12 protein-coding genes are annotated in these 15,170 nt (G+C 68.0%); 9 read left to right on the top strand and 3 right to left on the bottom strand.

The features are described 5' to 3' along the window. Window positions 1-102 precede the first annotated feature (102 nt). Both ACFVW6_RS27460 and ACFVW6_RS27455 read right to left on the bottom strand, forming a co-directional pair. Window positions 103-1,677, bottom strand: a complete 1,575-nt coding sequence (locus tag ACFVW6_RS27460; RefSeq protein WP_378826077.1) for a GMC family oxidoreductase — start codon at window positions 1,675-1,677, stop codon at window positions 103-105. Window positions 1,678-1,846: 169 nt separating this feature from the next. Continuing rightward, a complete protein-coding gene (locus tag ACFVW6_RS27455; protein WP_355271889.1) occupies window positions 1,847-3,337 on the bottom strand; it encodes an FAD-dependent oxidoreductase in 1,491 nt (496 codons plus the stop codon). Window positions 3,338-3,499: 162 nt separating this feature from the next. Between ACFVW6_RS27455 and ACFVW6_RS27450 the strand changes: the two genes are divergently transcribed. The 3 genes from ACFVW6_RS27450 to ACFVW6_RS27440 all read left to right on the top strand — a co-directional run bounded on the left by ACFVW6_RS27450 (window position 3,500) and on the right by ACFVW6_RS27440 (window position 5,777). Next, window positions 3,500-3,994: a glutathione peroxidase gene (locus ACFVW6_RS27450; RefSeq protein WP_355271891.1), complete on the top strand. Its 495-nt coding sequence runs from the start codon at window positions 3,500-3,502 to the stop codon at window positions 3,992-3,994. 92 nt (window positions 3,995-4,086) lie between these two features. After that, window positions 4,087-4,917: an SAM-dependent methyltransferase gene (locus ACFVW6_RS27445; RefSeq protein ID WP_378826074.1), complete on the top strand. Its 831-nt coding sequence runs from the start codon at window positions 4,087-4,089 to the stop codon at window positions 4,915-4,917. Between the two features lie 38 nt (window positions 4,918-4,955). Continuing rightward, window positions 4,956-5,777 (top strand): class II glutamine amidotransferase, encoded by an 822-nt coding sequence (locus ACFVW6_RS27440; RefSeq protein WP_378826073.1) that lies wholly within the window; start codon window positions 4,956-4,958, stop codon window positions 5,775-5,777. A gap of 39 nt (window positions 5,778-5,816) precedes the next feature. On the opposite strand, the gene ACFVW6_RS27435 is transcribed toward ACFVW6_RS27440, so the two are convergent. After that, complete coding sequence (locus tag ACFVW6_RS27435) at window positions 5,817-6,197, bottom strand: amphi-Trp domain-containing protein (protein ID WP_357347290.1); 381 nt, start codon at window positions 6,195-6,197, stop codon at window positions 5,817-5,819. Window positions 6,198-6,466: 269 nt separating this feature from the next. On the opposite strand from ACFVW6_RS27435, the gene ACFVW6_RS27430 reads away from it, so the two are divergent. The 6 genes from ACFVW6_RS27430 (at window position 6,467) to ACFVW6_RS27405 (ending at window position 15,126) form a co-directional block, all read left to right on the top strand. After that, complete coding sequence (locus ACFVW6_RS27430; RefSeq protein ID WP_378826070.1) at window positions 6,467-7,720, top strand: cytochrome P450; 1,254 nt, start codon at window positions 6,467-6,469, stop codon at window positions 7,718-7,720. Window positions 7,721-7,818: 98 nt separating this feature from the next. Continuing rightward, on the top strand, window positions 7,819-9,045 hold the full coding sequence (locus ACFVW6_RS27425) for a cytochrome P450 (RefSeq protein ID WP_378826067.1): 1,227 nt from the start codon (window positions 7,819-7,821) through the stop codon (window positions 9,043-9,045). A gap of 458 nt (window positions 9,046-9,503) precedes the next feature. Next, window positions 9,504-10,316 (top strand): LppX_LprAFG lipoprotein, encoded by an 813-nt coding sequence (locus ACFVW6_RS27420; protein ID WP_355271900.1) that lies wholly within the window; start codon window positions 9,504-9,506, stop codon window positions 10,314-10,316. Window positions 10,317-10,567: 251 nt separating this feature from the next. After that, window positions 10,568-12,034, top strand: coding sequence for a fatty acid desaturase (locus tag ACFVW6_RS27415; protein WP_355271901.1), 1,467 nt, complete (start codon window positions 10,568-10,570; stop codon window positions 12,032-12,034). 48 nt (window positions 12,035-12,082) lie between these two features. Beyond that, complete coding sequence (locus ACFVW6_RS27410; protein WP_378826064.1) at window positions 12,083-13,252, top strand: type III polyketide synthase; 1,170 nt, start codon at window positions 12,083-12,085, stop codon at window positions 13,250-13,252. Between the two features lie 11 nt (window positions 13,253-13,263). Beyond that, window positions 13,264-15,126, top strand: a complete 1,863-nt coding sequence (locus ACFVW6_RS27405) for an ATP-binding cassette domain-containing protein (RefSeq protein WP_365011581.1) — start codon at window positions 13,264-13,266, stop codon at window positions 15,124-15,126. Window positions 15,127-15,170 lie beyond the last annotated feature (44 nt).

The following is a 15,170-nucleotide window of genomic DNA, read 5'->3' as shown; positions in this document are numbered from 1 at the left end:
GCCGCCCCCCCCCCTCCCGCGCCCCGGCCGGGCGGCGGCCCCGCCGAGGCGCCGCGGCGCGGGGGGGCCGCCCCCCCGCCCGCCCCCCCCCCCCACGGCGGGTCAGGACTCGGCCAGGATGAAGTCCGCCGCCTGCTCACCGATGAAGACGGCCGGGGCGTTGGTGTGCCCGCGGATGATCAACGGCATCACCGACGCGTCGGCGACGCGCAGGCCCTCCACACCACGCACCTTCAGGTCCGGGGTGACGACGCTGGCCGCGTCGGTGCCCATCCGGCAGGTGCCGACCGGGTGGTACAGGGTGTGCGAGAACTGCTCGATGGTCAGCGCCATGGCTGCCTCGAGCTCGTCCGGTGCCTCCGGCGGGTAGATCAGCGCGCCCAGCGCGCTCTTGAGCGCCGGCTGCTCGACCAGGCTCGCGCACACCCGCAGGCCCGCGGTCAGCGCGGCGCGGTCGGCGCCGTCGGGATCGGACAGATACCGCGGGTCGATCACCGGCTTGGCCGTCGGATCGGCCGACGCGAGACCGATCCGGCCCCGGCTGCGCGGGCGCAGCAGGATCGCGCCGACCACGACACCGTGCTCGGTCGGCTCGACCAGACCCTCGTGATAGAACGGCGCGGGCGCGTAGATCAGCTCCAGGTCGGGGTGCTCGAGATCGGGCTCGCTGCGCACGAAGCCGTACGCCTCACCGACATTGGAGGTGAGCATGCCGCGATGCCGGACCAGGTAGTTGATCAGCTCGAGCGGCTTCTCCGCCGCGAACAGCGAGTCGCCGTCGACGCTGTAGCCCAGCGCCGCGATCAGATGGTCCTGCAGGTTGGCGCCGACCTCGGGGGAGTGCGCGACGACCTCGATGTCGAACTTCTTCAGCTCCTCCTGGTCGCCGATGCCGGAGAGCTGCAGCAGCTGCGGGCTGTTCACCGCGCCACCACACAGGATGACCTCGCGCTGCGCGGTCACGGTGTGGGTCTGCCCGTCGTGCAGGTACTCGACCCCGGTGGCCTTGGTGCCGTCGAACAGCACCCGGGTGGCCAGCGCCTCGGCGCGCACGGTCAGATTGGCCCGCTTCATCGCCGGGCGCAGGTACGCGTCGGCGGTGCTCCAGCGCCTGCCGTCGCGCTGGGTCACCATCGTCTGGGAGAAGCCCTGCGGCGCGGGCCGGTTCGGCGACTCGAGCTCGTGGCCCGCCTGGCGCGCGGCCTCGAGGAAGGCGTGCGTCGAGGCGCGCGGGCTGCGCTGACGCTGCACGTGCAGCGGGCCGCGCGACCCCTCGTCCGGGTACTGCGCGTCCTGGACGTTCTCGATCTTGCGGAACTGCTCGACCGCGGCCGCGAAGTTCCACTGCTCGCCCGCGAGGAGCCCCCACTCCTCGTAGTCGGCGCGGAACCCGCGCACCCACATCATCGCGTTCATCGACGACGAACCGCCGAAGGTCTTGCCCCGCGGCCAGTAGATCTGCCGGTCGCCGAGGCCGGGCTGCGGCTCGGTCAGGTAGTCCCAGTCACGCTCGGTGCGGAACAGCTTCGAGAACGCCGCCGGGATATGGGCGAACTTGTCGTCGTCGGCCGGACCGGCCTCCAGCAGCACGACCGTGGTGCCCGGGTCGGCGCTGAGCCGATTCGCGAGCACCGCCCCCGCCGACCCCGAGCCGACGATCACGTAATCCGCGGACATCCCACCTGCTTGCACTGTCCAACTCCGATCCTGCACTGCATCTGTCGTAGCCAACTGGACGCGCCCGCTCGCGGGCCCGAAAAGCCCGCGAGCGCAGCCGGACTCGTCGTCCGGCGGCGGCGCTGCATGCAGCGTACTGACAGTGGCGGTCCGGTGGGTGCCGCCTGTCTCAGTCCGTGCCGGCCGCTGCCGCGGCCTGACCGGCGCGACGGCCGTAGAAGCTGCCGTCACCGAGCGACGCACCGCTGACATAACCGTACGCGCACAGCCCTGACGTGCAACGACCCGCCGCGAAGAGTCCGGGAATCGGCTCCCCGCTGACGTGCAGCACCCGCGAATCGAGGTCGGTGCGCAGCCCGCCGAGGGTGAATCCGGCGGTGAAACCACGCAGATCGAAACCGGCCAGCGGCGTCGAGATCGGGCGCACCCATTCGGGCTTCTTGCCCAGCAGCGGGTCGTTGCCGTTCTCGGCGTGGCGGTTGTAGGTGGCGATCGTGGTCTGCAGCGTCTGCTCCGGCAGCCCCATGTCCGCTTCGAGCTCGGCCACCGTCTCGGCGACCCACTTGGGCGGGAACCGGAAGAACGGGGTCGCGGACTCGGTCGCGAGCGCTTCCTCGAGCGAGGCCTCGTCGATCACGAGGAAGGCCTGGTTGTCGTTCTGCAGCAGGGTCGCCTGCCCGATCCGGCCGGGGTAGGTGTCCTCGGTGACGTAGCGCTGGCCGCGCCCGTTGACGAGGATGCCGCGCGCCATCATCTGCGGATCGCCGAAGATGGCCACCTCGCTGGCGTCCATGTGCGCCAGTTCGGCGCCCAGCGCCTGGGCCAGCCGGATGCCGATGCCGTCGTGCTCCTCGATCGCCGCGCCGGGCCTGCCGCTCAGCCGCGGGGTGTAGCGGTCGATCATCTCGGTGTCGTAGGCGAAGCTGCCGGTCGCCAGGACGACACCGCGGGCGGCCCGCACCGTGATCGGCTTGCCGTAGTTGGTCGCCAGGATGCCGACGACGCGGTCGTCGTCGTCGACGATCAGCCTGCGGATGCGGGTGTCGTACTCGACGTCGATGTCGAGCGCGGCGACGGTGTCGGCCAGCGGCTTCATCAGCATGTAGCCGCCGCTGCGCTCGCCGATCTTCTTGTCGGCCAGCTCCGGCACGTGCCCGCGCGGGGCGGGCTTGGCGATGTCGAGGAACGGCGCGGAGTTCTCGCCGCCGGAGTACATCAGGCCTTCGTCGTGCGGCGGCTCCCAGCCGGGCTCGCCCCAGAACGACTCCTTGAACGGCACGCCGCAGTCGACGAGCCAGTTGTAGTGCTCCACGCTGCCCGCGCAGTAGTCGTCGATCTTGGCCTCGTCGACGCCGGGGCCGAGCGCCGCCTTGAGGAAGGCGGCCATGTTCTCCGGCGTGTCGTCGAAGCCGAGCGCCTGCTGCAGCGGCGTGCCGCCACCGAGGTAGACGAAACCGCCCGCCAGCGCCGCCGCGCCGCCCCAGCCACCGGTCCGTTCCAGGATGAGGACCTTCGCGCCCGCCCTGGCGGCCTCGATCGCCGCGCAGACGCCCGCGATGCCGAAACCGGCCACCACCACGTCGGCCTCGAAATCCCAGTGCTCCACGGCGTTCGCGCGCAGCGGGCGGACGGTGTCGATCCGATAGGGCTGTTCGGTCACGGGCTTCCTCCGCTGCTCGGGGTACGTACCGAAATGGTGCCGCCAACCGCGCGACAAAACAAGAACGTGTTACAAAAGCTCCCGCCCAGCGGGACGGTTGCGCCCCGATCGGGCTCCGGTACGGTGGCGATCGAACCGACGTAGACGAGATCTGGTGGTGTTGTGGTGAGCGCGAACATTCGAGACATTGCGGTGCAGACCCTGACCGGGGCCGACACCACGCTGGGTGAGCTGGCGGGCGACCGGGCGGTCCTGCTGGTCAACGTGGCCTCCAAGTGTGGGCTGACCCCGCAGTACACCGGCCTGGTGGAACTGCAGAAGACCTACGGCGAGCGTGGCTTCACCGTGGTCGGCGTGCCGTGCAACCAGTTCATGGGTCAGGAGCCCGGCACCGCCGAGGAGATCCAGGAATTCTGCTCGGTGACCTACGGCGTCGACTTCCCGCTGCTGGCCAAGACCGAGGTCAACGGCGACGACCGGCACCCGCTCTACACCGCCCTGGTCGAGACCCCCGCCGCCGACGGCAGCGCGGGCGACATCCAGTGGAACTTCGAGAAGTTCCTGATCGGCCGGGACGGCACGGTCGCAGGCCGCTTCCGCCCGACCGTCACCCCGGACGCGGGCGAGGTCGTCGCCGCGATCGAAGCCCAGCTCTGATCCTGGGCTCGGACCCGGGATAGCTTCCCCGCCAACGGAACCGATGCTCTAGGCTGAATTCGTACAGTCGGTCCGATGCCCGGAGGCTCCCGATGTCGCACAGCTCTGCCGCCTACCCCAGCGCCGTTCCGGTCGGGGTGGACACCACCCGCGCCAGCATCGCGCGCGTCTACGATGCCGCCCTCAACGGCAAGGACAACTACGACGTGGACCGCGCGGTGCTGGAACAGGTCCGCACCGTCGCGCCGCAGGTCAACGATTTGGCCTGGGCCAACCGCGATTTCCTGATCCGCGCGTGCCGGTTCCTGGCCAGGGCCGGGATCGATCAGTTCCTCGATCTCGGGTCCGGCCTGCCCACCGCGGAGAACACCCATCAGGTCGTCCAGCGGGTCAACCCGCAGTCGCGGGTGGTCTACGTCGACAACGATCCGTCGGTGCTCGTGCACGGTCAGGCGCTGCTGGCCAGCAACAGCCGCACCCGCATCGCCGAGGCCGACATCTTCCGCCCGCTCGAGGTGCTCGGCAACCAGACGATCCGGGGCGCGCTCGACTTCACCCGCCCGCTGGCGCTGTTCCACATCGGCACCCTGCATCACTACCTGGGGGAGGACGGCCCGGCGTTGATGCAGACCTACATCGATGCCCTGCCTGCGGGCTCGTTCGTCGCGATCGCCCACTTCCACGATCCGCAGACGCCCGAACACAGCGAACTGGCCCGCAAGATGGAAGAGAAATTCATCCACAGCCCGATGGGCAGCGGCCGCTTCCGCACCAGGGACGAGATCCAGGCTATGTTCGGCGACCTGGAGATGGTCGAACCGGGCCTCGTCCGCTGCGACGACTGGTGGCCCGACGGGCCCCACCTGACGCCGCTGAACGCCGTCCGCCACTGCATCGTCGGTGGTGTCGGCCGGAAGCGGTAGGCCGTCGTTTCTGGTTGAATGGACTCGTGTGCCGGTGGATGGCGTACTCGGGTGAGCCGATCCTCGCCGAGGATCTGCTGTTCCGCCCTGAACACTCCCTGATCGACCAGAGCCTGCATTCCCGCATGGGCGCGACCACCACCAACGGCGACGGTTTCGGCCTCGGCTGGTACGGCCTCGGCACCGAACCGGCGGTGTACAAGAGCATCGAACCCGCCTGGAACGATCGAAACCTGCGGGAGATCGCCGGTCAGGTGCGCACCCCGATGATGCTGGCGCATGTTCGCGCCTCGACCGGGACGCCGGTGCAGCGCAGCAATTGTCATCCGTTCCGGCACGGGCGCTGGTTGTGGGTGCACAACGGCGCCCTGCGCGGCTTCCACGAGACCCGGCGCGACCTGCTGGCCGCCGTCGAACCGGGGCTGTTCGCCGATATCGAGGGCTCGACCGACAGCGAAACCCTGTTCTTTCTCGCGTTGACGTTCGGGCTCGTGGACGATCCCTTCGATGCCGTCGCCCGCGCGGTGGGTTTCGTCGAGGACGTCGGGCACGCGTACGGCGTCGAACACCCGGTACAGATGACCGTCGCGACCACCGACGGACAATTCCTGTGGATTTTCCGCTATTCCAGTGAGCGGGAATCGCGGTCGCTGTTCTTCTCCACCGAGATCGCCGCATTGCGGGCACTGCACCCCGAGGTCGAGATATTGCGCGAACTCGGCTCCGAGACCCGATTCGTGGTCTCGGAGCCGCTGCGCGACCTGTCGGGCGCGTGGAACGAAGTGCCGGAATCCTCGGCCGGGGTGGTGGGTGCCGGTGCCGACTCGATCCGTCCCTTCGAGCCGATCGCACCCGGCTGAGCCCACCCGAGGTTCGGCACCGCGGGTGCCGCCTGTGGGCTAGCCGGCGGGATGTTTCCTGGCCCGCGTGCGGCGCGTGGCCTTGGCCGGTGTCGCGGCCTTGGTCCGCGCCGTGGTCTTCGCCGGTGTCGTGGTCTTGGCCGGTGCCGCGGCAGCCTTGGGTCGCGGGGGAGTAGCGGGCGCTGATTCGCCCGGGTCGTCCCGCCATTTTATTTCGATTTCGATCTCGGTCTCGGTGCCGTCGACCTCGATCTCGAATTCCCACCTGACCCGGTCGGCGACCTCGACCTCGATCGAATCGCCCTCCGAACCGAATTCCACCTCCGATTCGCCTGCCAGTGCCTTGCCTATCGCGATCAGCCGCTCGGAGGCCTCTTTCCGAGACAGTACGGACTTTCTCTTGATCTCCAACTTCGGCATGCTGACTCCAAGATGTCGGGTCTCGGTGAATTGGATAACTACACCGTAGCCGGAATGTCGGGGATTGCCGATCATCCGTTTCCGCCGCCGCCGGTACGGCACGTCGGATGCCGTACAGCTCGCGGGCGACTACTCACCGGTATGTCACGCCGATCCGGGCCTTGTGCGGGGCATGGCATCGTCGTGGCGTTGTGTCGACGGCGGTTGTGCGCCAGCGGAGTTCGCCGTGCCGTACGACCCTGCCGTCCGCTCGGGAAGGAGCACCAGCTGTGGAGGACGTCCATGGAGGCCGGCCCGCGCCGCAGTCGTCGCCGTTGTCCGGTGGGGGAGCCGGCTGCCCGGTCCACGGGCGCGTCTACGAGCCGGATTTCGCCGCGGATCCGCACGGGAACTACCGCGCCATGCGGGAGCGATACGGGGCGATAGCGCCGATCGAGTTGTCCCCGGGCGTCCCGGCCAATCTGGTGCTCGGCTACCGGACCGCGGTGCGCATCCTGCACGACCCCGACAACTTTCCGGCGGATCCGCGGGTGTGGCAGGACAGCATCCCGGAGGACTGCCCGGTGCGGCCGATGATGCAGTGGTATCCGAACGCGCTGCGGAACTCCGGCCCGGTGCATGCGCGCTACCGGCAGGCCTATGTCACCGCGATCGACTACATCGACCACCATTCCCTGCACACCATCGTGGAACAGGTCGCGATCCCGCTGATCAACACGTTCTGCGGCGCCGGTTCCGCGGATGTGCTGACGCAGTACGCTTTTCCGCTGGTCTTCGAAACGCTCAACCAGATCGTCGGCTGCACCCCGGAGCTGGGGCGGCGGGTCGCCACCGGGATGGCCGCGCTGTTCGACACCGTCAACGCCGCCTGGGGCATGGAGTACCTGTCCGCGGCGCTGATGGAGCTGATCACCCTGCGCCGTGCGGCCCCTGGCGACGATCTGACCTCGCGGCTGGCGCACCACGCCGCCGGTCTCGACGACGAGGAGATGCTCTACAACCTGATCAGCTTCTACGGCGCCGGCATCGAGCCGATGCAGAACCTCATCAGCAACGCCCTGCTGCTCATCCTCACCGACTCCCGTTTCGGCGGCGGCGTGATCGCGGGCAGCCTGTCCACGCGCGACGCCCTCGACGAGGTGTTGTTCCTCGATCCGCCGATGGCGAACTTCTGCACCACCTATCCGCGGCAGCCGGTCATGGTCGACGACGTGTGGCTGCCGGCCAACGAGCCGGTGGTGATCAGCTTGTCGGCCTGCAACAACGACCCCGCGATCGCCCAGGGCGACCGCAACGGCAATCGGTCCCACCTCGCCTGGGGCGCGGGCCCGCACGCCTGCCCGGCGCGTTCGGTGGCCTATCAGATCGCGCAGGACGCGCTCGACCAACTGCTCGACGCGCTGCCGGACCTGACCCTGGCCGTGCCCGCGGACGAGATCGCCTGGCGGCCGGGGCCGTTCCACCGGGCGATGACCGCGCTACCGATCAGCTTCCCGCCCTCGGCGCCGCTGTTCGTCCCCTGAGCGGCCCGGCCGCGGGGTAAGTTTGCCCACCACGTGGCCGAAACCGGCTGCGGCACTACCGATCACGGGCCGAGGTCCCTGGTATGGAGGAGAACATCATGGAACCGATCGTGCTGGATTCGACCGGTGCCGACATCCAAGGGGAGTCGGCACGCATTCAGCAGCGCGGGCCGGTGGCGCTGGTCGAACTCCCCGGCGGCGTGCCCGCCTGGTCGGTCACCGATCAGGCCGTGCTCCGCGGCCTGCTCGCCGACCCCCGGGTGTCGAAAGATCCACGACAGCACTGGATGGCGTTCATCAACGGCGAGATCACCGAGGCCTGGCCGCTGCTGCCGTGGGTCGCCGTGGACAACATGTTCACCGCCTACGGCGCCGATCATCGCAGGCTACGCCGGCTGGTGTCCCCGGCGTTCAGTCATCGCCGCAGCACCGCGCTGCGTCCGCGGATCGCCGAGATCACCGAGGGCCTGCTCGACGCGCTGGCCGCCACCCCGGCCGGTGAGCCGGTCGACCTGCGCACCGGCTTCGCCTACCCGGTGCCGATCCGGGTCATCACCGAACTCCTCGGTGTGCCGGAGGAACTGGGTCCCGCGCTGCACAAGTGCGTCGACGGCTTCTTCGACGGCTCGTTCACCGCCGAACAAGCGCAGGCCAACTACCTCGAGATGTACCGGTTGGTCAGCGAACTCGTGGCCTACCGGCGCGCGCATCCGGGCGACGACGTCACCAGCGTGCTGATCACCACCCGCGACGAGGACAACGACTCCCCGCTGTCGGAGAAGGAACTCGTCGACACCCTGATGCTGGTCATCAACGCCGGGCACGAGACCACGGTCAATCTGCTCGACCAGGCGATCGTCGCCCTGCTCAGCCATCCCGAGCAGCGGGCCGCCGTCGCCGCGGGCGAGGTGTCGTGGGCTGACGTGGTGGAGGAGACGCTGCGTTTCCAGGCGCCGGTGGCGCACCTGCCCCTGCGGTACGCGGTGGAGGACATCGAGATCGAGGGCGGGTACCGGATCGCCAAGGGCGAGGCCATCCTCGCCTCCTACGCCGCCGCGAGCCGCGACCCGAAGATCCACGGCGCCGACACCGCCACGTTCGACCCCACCCGCGCCACCCGCGAGCAGCACCTCGCCTTCGGCCACGGGGCACACCACTGCATCGGCGCCTCGCTGGCCCGCCTGGAAGCGGCCGTCGCGCTGCCCGCGCTGTTCGACCGGTTCCCGCGGATGCGACTGGCCGCGAGCCCGGCCGAACTCACACCGGTGCAGAGCTTCATCTCCAACGGGCACACCAGCGTTCCGGTCTACCTGGACGCCGAATAGGGGAGGCCGTGCCGCCTCGGCGCCGCCCGCCGAGTTCGTGAAGTCGCGCTGCGCTGACCAGCCCCGGTGACGTTCGTCTACCGCCTGGTCTGCGCAGGCGCACACGGGGCTTCGTCGCTAGGAGCCCGCCTCTCACAGAACCATATCGGTACGTAAATATGCGCATTAACGCATGCAAATTTGGAGTCGTCCTCACTGAGAACTTCTCCCGCCGGACTACGGACCTACTTGGGAAGAGGGGCCCGCGTGGTCGCCTGACCTGCGAAAACGATCGAGTCAACCCCGCTGAACACAATCGAAAACCTCAGTGCGCGCTTGCAAGTCGCAATCTGCGAACCTCGGGTACTATCGCCGTCGGGGGAGCGCGAGATGTCCGATGGTCTGCTTAGTATGTCGCAGGCACCGGCAGCTTCGGCTGCCTCACCAACGCCAGACACGACATCTCCAGGGGATGAAACTTGATCGACACCACACCGAACCCCACCCCCCGGAGCCGCTTCGCGCGGCGCTCCGGCATCACCTCGATCGTCGCGGCCGCCGCTCTCTGCGCCGCGCTCGTGACCGGCTGCACCAAGGACGACGCCACCACCACCGCGGCGCCGCCGACCGGTCAGCTGCCCGACGGCGCGCAGATCGTGAAGGAGTCGGCGAAGACCACGCAGACCCTGCACACCGTGCACCTGAAGATCAACGTGAAGAACCTGCCGAACCTGCCTGTGGAGACGGTCTCGGCCGACGTCACCAACGAGACCCAGGGTTCCGGCGCCGCGATGGGCGAGGCGAAGGTCAAGCTCAAGCCGGAGGCCGACTTCACCGAGTCGAAGTTCCTCGTGGTGGACAAGGTTCTCTACACCCAGGCCGGCGGCCGCTACGTGCCCGCGGGCCCGGCGGAGAAGGTCTACGATCCGGGCGTCATCCTGGACAAGGACAAGGGCATCGCGAACGTGATCGCCAACGTCCAGAACCCGAAGACCGAGGGCCGCGAGGTCATCGACGGCATCAACACCGTCAAGGTCACCGGCACCATCGACGCCGCCGTGATCGACCCGATCGTGCCCCGCGTCGGCGAGAACGCCGGCACCATGCCGATCACCCTGTGGATCCAGGACACCGCGCCGCCCGCCTCGGATTCGACCAAGCCGTCGGACGCCGCCTCCACCGGCGAGGGCCCGAATCTCGTTCGCGCCGTGGTGAAGAAGGACCAGGGCGAGGTCACCGTCGGCCTGTCCAACTGGGCCAAGCCGGTCAACATCGTCAAGCCGGCCGGCTGATCCGAGCCGACCGAACCGGATCACGACACACCGGTCCGGGGATCGCGGAGCCTGGCACGCAGTGCCGTCCGCGGCCCCGGGCCGGTGTGTCGTCTGGGTGTCGCCTGCGGTGACCAGAGCTTCGGGCCATGGACGCGGCACCAATAAGAGAATGTTCAGCGAGATGCAAGGCGCCACAAGGACTATACGTGTCGGGACGCTGGTCGGCAGGCAACACGCATCGAACGCCGATCGACACGGAGGAAGAACAAATGACGATCGATGATCGACCTGATGAAGAGGAGCGCGAGCTCCCGCCACCGCCCGGCCCTGGGGGTCGGCCTCCCGTCAACAACGTGTGGGTCTATAACGGCAGAGCCTACGACCTGAGTGACTGGATCTCCAAGCATCCAGGCGGTGAATTCTTCATCGGCCGGACGAAGAACCGCGACATCACCTCGATCATCGGTTCCTACCACCGTGATCCGGAAAAAATCGCGCGGATGATCGAGCGTTACAGCCTCGGTCGCGATGCCACTCCGGAAGACATCCACCCGAAGAACAACGCGCCCGACTTCCTGTTCAAGGAAGGCTTCAACAGCTGGGACGACACCCCGAAGTACAAGTTCGACAACAAGAACGACCTCCTGCATCAGATCAAGGCCCGGATCAAGGAGCCCGAGCTGGCGGCCCGCCTGAAGCGGATGGACCGGACGTTCGACGTCGTCGTCGCGGTGCTGATCTTCCTGTACTTCGCCGTGCAGGGCCTGCGTCTGTGGGACACCAGCTGGATGCCGTTGCCGGTCTTCGTGATCGCGATGGTGCTGCTGCGCAGCTCCCTGGCCGGGTTCGGTCACTACGCCATCCACCGGGCGCAGAAGGGGCTCAACAAGTACGCGGTGAACGCGTTCGACATGAACTATGTCGCACTGTCTTTCGTCACCGCCGACGGCCACGCCCTGCTGCACCACCCGCACACGCAGAGTGAAGTCGACATCAAGAAGAACGTCTTCACGATGATGATGCAGGTGCCGCGCCTGTACCGGGTGCCAGTGCACACCGTGCACAAGTTCGGACATCTGTTGACGGGCATGATCATTCGCCTGCTCGATGTCTGCCGGCTCACCCGCAAGGTGGGCATCAAGGACATGTACGGCACCTGGGGCGGCGCGCTGCCGCACTTCATCGGATCGTTCGGTGTGCGCTTCCTGCTGGTGGCCGAGGTCGTGGTCTTCACCCTGGCGGGCGACTTCTGGGCCTGGGCACTGCAATTCGTGATCACGCTGTGGATCAGCACCTTCATGGTGGTCGCCAGCCACGACTTCGAGGTGCCGACCGAGGAACTGCACACCGAGACCGAGGACTGGGCGGTCAACCAGCTCGAGCAGGCCTACGACCTGACCGTGGTCGGCAACAAGTACGTCGACTGCTTCCTCTCCGCCGGTCTGAGCTCGCACCGGGTGCACCACGTGCTTCCGTTCCAGCGCAGCGGTTTCGCCAATATCGCCACCGAGGACGTGGTGCGCGAGGAGGCCGCGAAGTTCGGCGTGGAGTGGCTGCCCGCGAAGAGTTTCTTCGGAGATCGTTTCCCCAAGCTGTGCCGGACCTACCTGCTCGCGCCCTCGCGTGATGCCGAGGAGAACCGGTGGGGATTCGTGCGCGAACACTGCGCACCGACAGCGCTGAAGACCTGTGTGACCTACACGGTGCAGGGCTTCACCGGCATCGGAACCGTCTGAGCCGACTCCGCTGCCACGTTCATTTCTGTTTCGAAAGGATTTGTGCCCGTGTCTGTTTCCTTTGATCTGCTCCGCACGGCCGACGTCGAGCGCGGGCACGACCTGCTACCGCCCGCCCCGCCGACCACCGTCGGCGTGATCGAAGCGGTCGCCACCGGATCGCCCGAACTCGTGGTCGACCAGACCGTGAACGCGGGCCGGGTCGCCGAGCTGTTCTCCGATCCCGCACAGCGGCAGCGTATTCCGCGGATCTACCAGAAGACCCGGATCGACACCCGCCACCTGGCGATCGACCCGCTGGACCCGGAGTTCCTCGAGTTCAGCCGTCGCCCCGGCACCATTCGGGAGCGGATGAACCTGTTCTTCGAGCACGCGGCGCCGCTCGCGGTCGACGTGGCTCGCCGCGCTGTCGCCGGCCTGGCGAACCCGGCCGACGACATCGGCCAGCTGATCTTCGTGACCAGCACCGGCTTCATCGCTCCCGGCGTCGACGTCGCGGTGGTCAAGCAGCTGGGGCTGTCGCCGACGGTGGGCCGGATGGTCGTCAACTTCATGGGCTGCGCCGCCGCGATGAACGGCATCCGCGCCGCCACCGACTACGTCCGGGCGCACCCGGACAAGAAGGCGATGGTGCTGTGCATCGAGCTGAGCTCGGTGAACGCGGTGTTCGACGACGACGTCAACGACGTCATCACCCACAGCCTCTTCGGTGACGGGTGCGGCGCGGTGGTGATCGGCGCCAACCAGGTGCACCAGCCGCTGGCCCCGGGCAGCATCGTCGTCCGCGACAGCTTCAGCCACCTGTTCGACGACGCGGAGGACGGCATCGTGCTCGGTGTGAAGGACGCGGGCATCACCTGTGAGCTGGCGACCAGCCTGCCCGACTACATCTACCGCGGGGTGGATCCGGTGGTGACCGAGGTGCTCGCGCGCAACGGCCTGGGCAAGGACGACATCGAGCTGTGGGCGATCCACCCCGGTGGTCCCCGCATCATCGAGGAGTCGGCGCGCTCGCTGGGGATCCCGGCCGAGGCGGCGGCGCCGAGCTGGGCGGTGCTCGCCGAGCACGGCAACATGCTGAGTGTCTCGCTGATCTTCGTGCTGGAGCGGATGATCCGCGACGCGCGCTCGGCGGCACCGATTTCCACCGGGGTGGCGTTCTCGTTCGCGCCCGGAGTCACCCTCGAGGGCATCGTGTTCGATGTCATCCGCAGCTGAGAGCGCACGTCATGCATCTACTCCGTTTTCTCGCCGCGCTCTCGCCGGCCAGGATCGCCGCCGTGGTGGCCGCGGGCCTGATCTGCGGTGTGGCCAACACCTACCTGGTGACCCTGATCAACGCGGTCGTCTCGCCGAAGCCGCAGCCTGATCAGCTGCTGCTGCGGTTCGGGCTGACCGGTCTGGTGATCCTGGTCAGTGGGGTGGCGTCGCAGGTACTGCTGATCCGGTTGTCGCAGGACGCGATCTTCCGGTTGCGCAGCGACCTGAGCTCGGGCATCGTCTCCGCACCGCTCGAGCATCTGGAACGGCTCGGTATGCACCGCCTGATGGCGACGCTCACCGAGGACGTGCGATCGCTGTCGCAGGCGGTGACCGCCATTCCGTCGATCTGCGTCGACGTGGCGACCATCATCGGCTGCTTCGTGTTCCTGTTCATCGTGTCGGGTCCGATCTTCGCGGTGACGGTGGCGGGCACGCTGGTCGGCATCGCGTGTGTCGAGCTGGTGCTCAAGCGGGTGCGCGGGATCTACCGCGAGGCTCGCGAGAACGAGGACGCGCTGTTGCGTTCGTTCCAGGCCGTCACGCTCGGCATCAAGGAACTGAAGCTGCACCGTGGCCGGCGCCGGGACTTCATGGATCGGCATCTGCTCGGTTCGGCGGGCACGCTGCGCGATCAGAACACCGACGCGGGCTCGAAGTTCTCCTACGCGCAGGGTTTCGGTCAGGCGCTGCAGCTGGCGACGATGGCGCTGATCCTGTTCGTCATCGCGGCGGCCCTGGATCTGCCGCGGGACACGATGGTCGGCTACGTGCTGGTCACCACGTTCCTGGCGATGCCGATGCAGAACTTCATGCACCGCATCCCGGACCTGCTGCGCGGTGATGTCGCGCTGGCCAAGATCCGGGCGATGAACCTGTCGATGGAGACCCTGCACAACGAGGAGCTCCTGCCGTACACCGAGCGTCCAGTGGCAGGGGAGGCCAAGCTGGAACTGACGAATGTCAGCTATGTGTACCGCGCCGAGGCTCCGTCGCTCGTGCCGCCGCCGCCCGGCGCGCATCCGGCCGGACCGGGTGGTCCGCCCGAGCGAGGTGGACATCCGCCGCGTCCGGGCATGCCACCGCGCAACGGCAACGGCAGGCCGGGGCACGGGCCGCATCCCGCGCATCCCGGTGCGCATCCGGGTGGCGCGCAGCCGGATGTCAACGGTAAGAACTGGATCGACCACGGTGGCACCGATGTGCGCCCGCTGGCACCGCCGCCCGGACTCGACGAGTCCGAGGACGCCGGCTTCCGGCTCGGTCCGATCGACCTGGTTTTCGAACCGGGGCAGATCACGTTCATCGTCGGTGGCAACGGCAGCGGGAAGTCGACGCTGGCCAAGCTCATCACCGGTCTGTACGTGCCACGCTCGGGGTCGTTGTCGCTCAACGGGGAGAGGATCGACCACGACAACATCGAGTGGTACCGGCAGAATTCGTCGGCGGTGTTCACCGATTTCCATCTGTTCGAGGACTACCTGGGCTTCGACCGTCCCGGTATCGACGCCGAAGTCCAGCGGTACCTCGAGGAGTTGCAGATCGCGCACAAGGTGAGCGTGCGGGACGGGCGCCTGTCGACCGTGGATCTGTCGCAGGGGCAGCGCAAGCGGCTGGCGCTGCTCACCGCGCTGCTCGAGGACCGGCAGATCTACGTCTTCGACGAATGGGCCGCCGATCAGGAGCCGCGCTTCCGCGAGGTCTTCTATCGCGAGATCCTCACCGATCTGAAGCGGCGCGGCAAGACGGTCATCGTGATCACCCACGACGACCGCTACTTCGACTGCGCCGATCAGTTGGTGAAGCTGGACTTCGGTCTGGTCGCGGTGTAATCCGGTGCGGCGGACGCCGGTTCGGTCCCTGGGGCCGGGCCGGC

The sequence above is a fragment of the Nocardia sp. NPDC058244 genome (assembly GCF_042882065.1).
Classification (GTDB): Bacteria; Actinomycetota; Actinomycetes; order Mycobacteriales; family Mycobacteriaceae; genus Nocardia.
The sequence above is the reverse complement of the archived record's forward strand: the minus strand, read 5'-3'. Positions and strand labels throughout refer to the sequence as shown.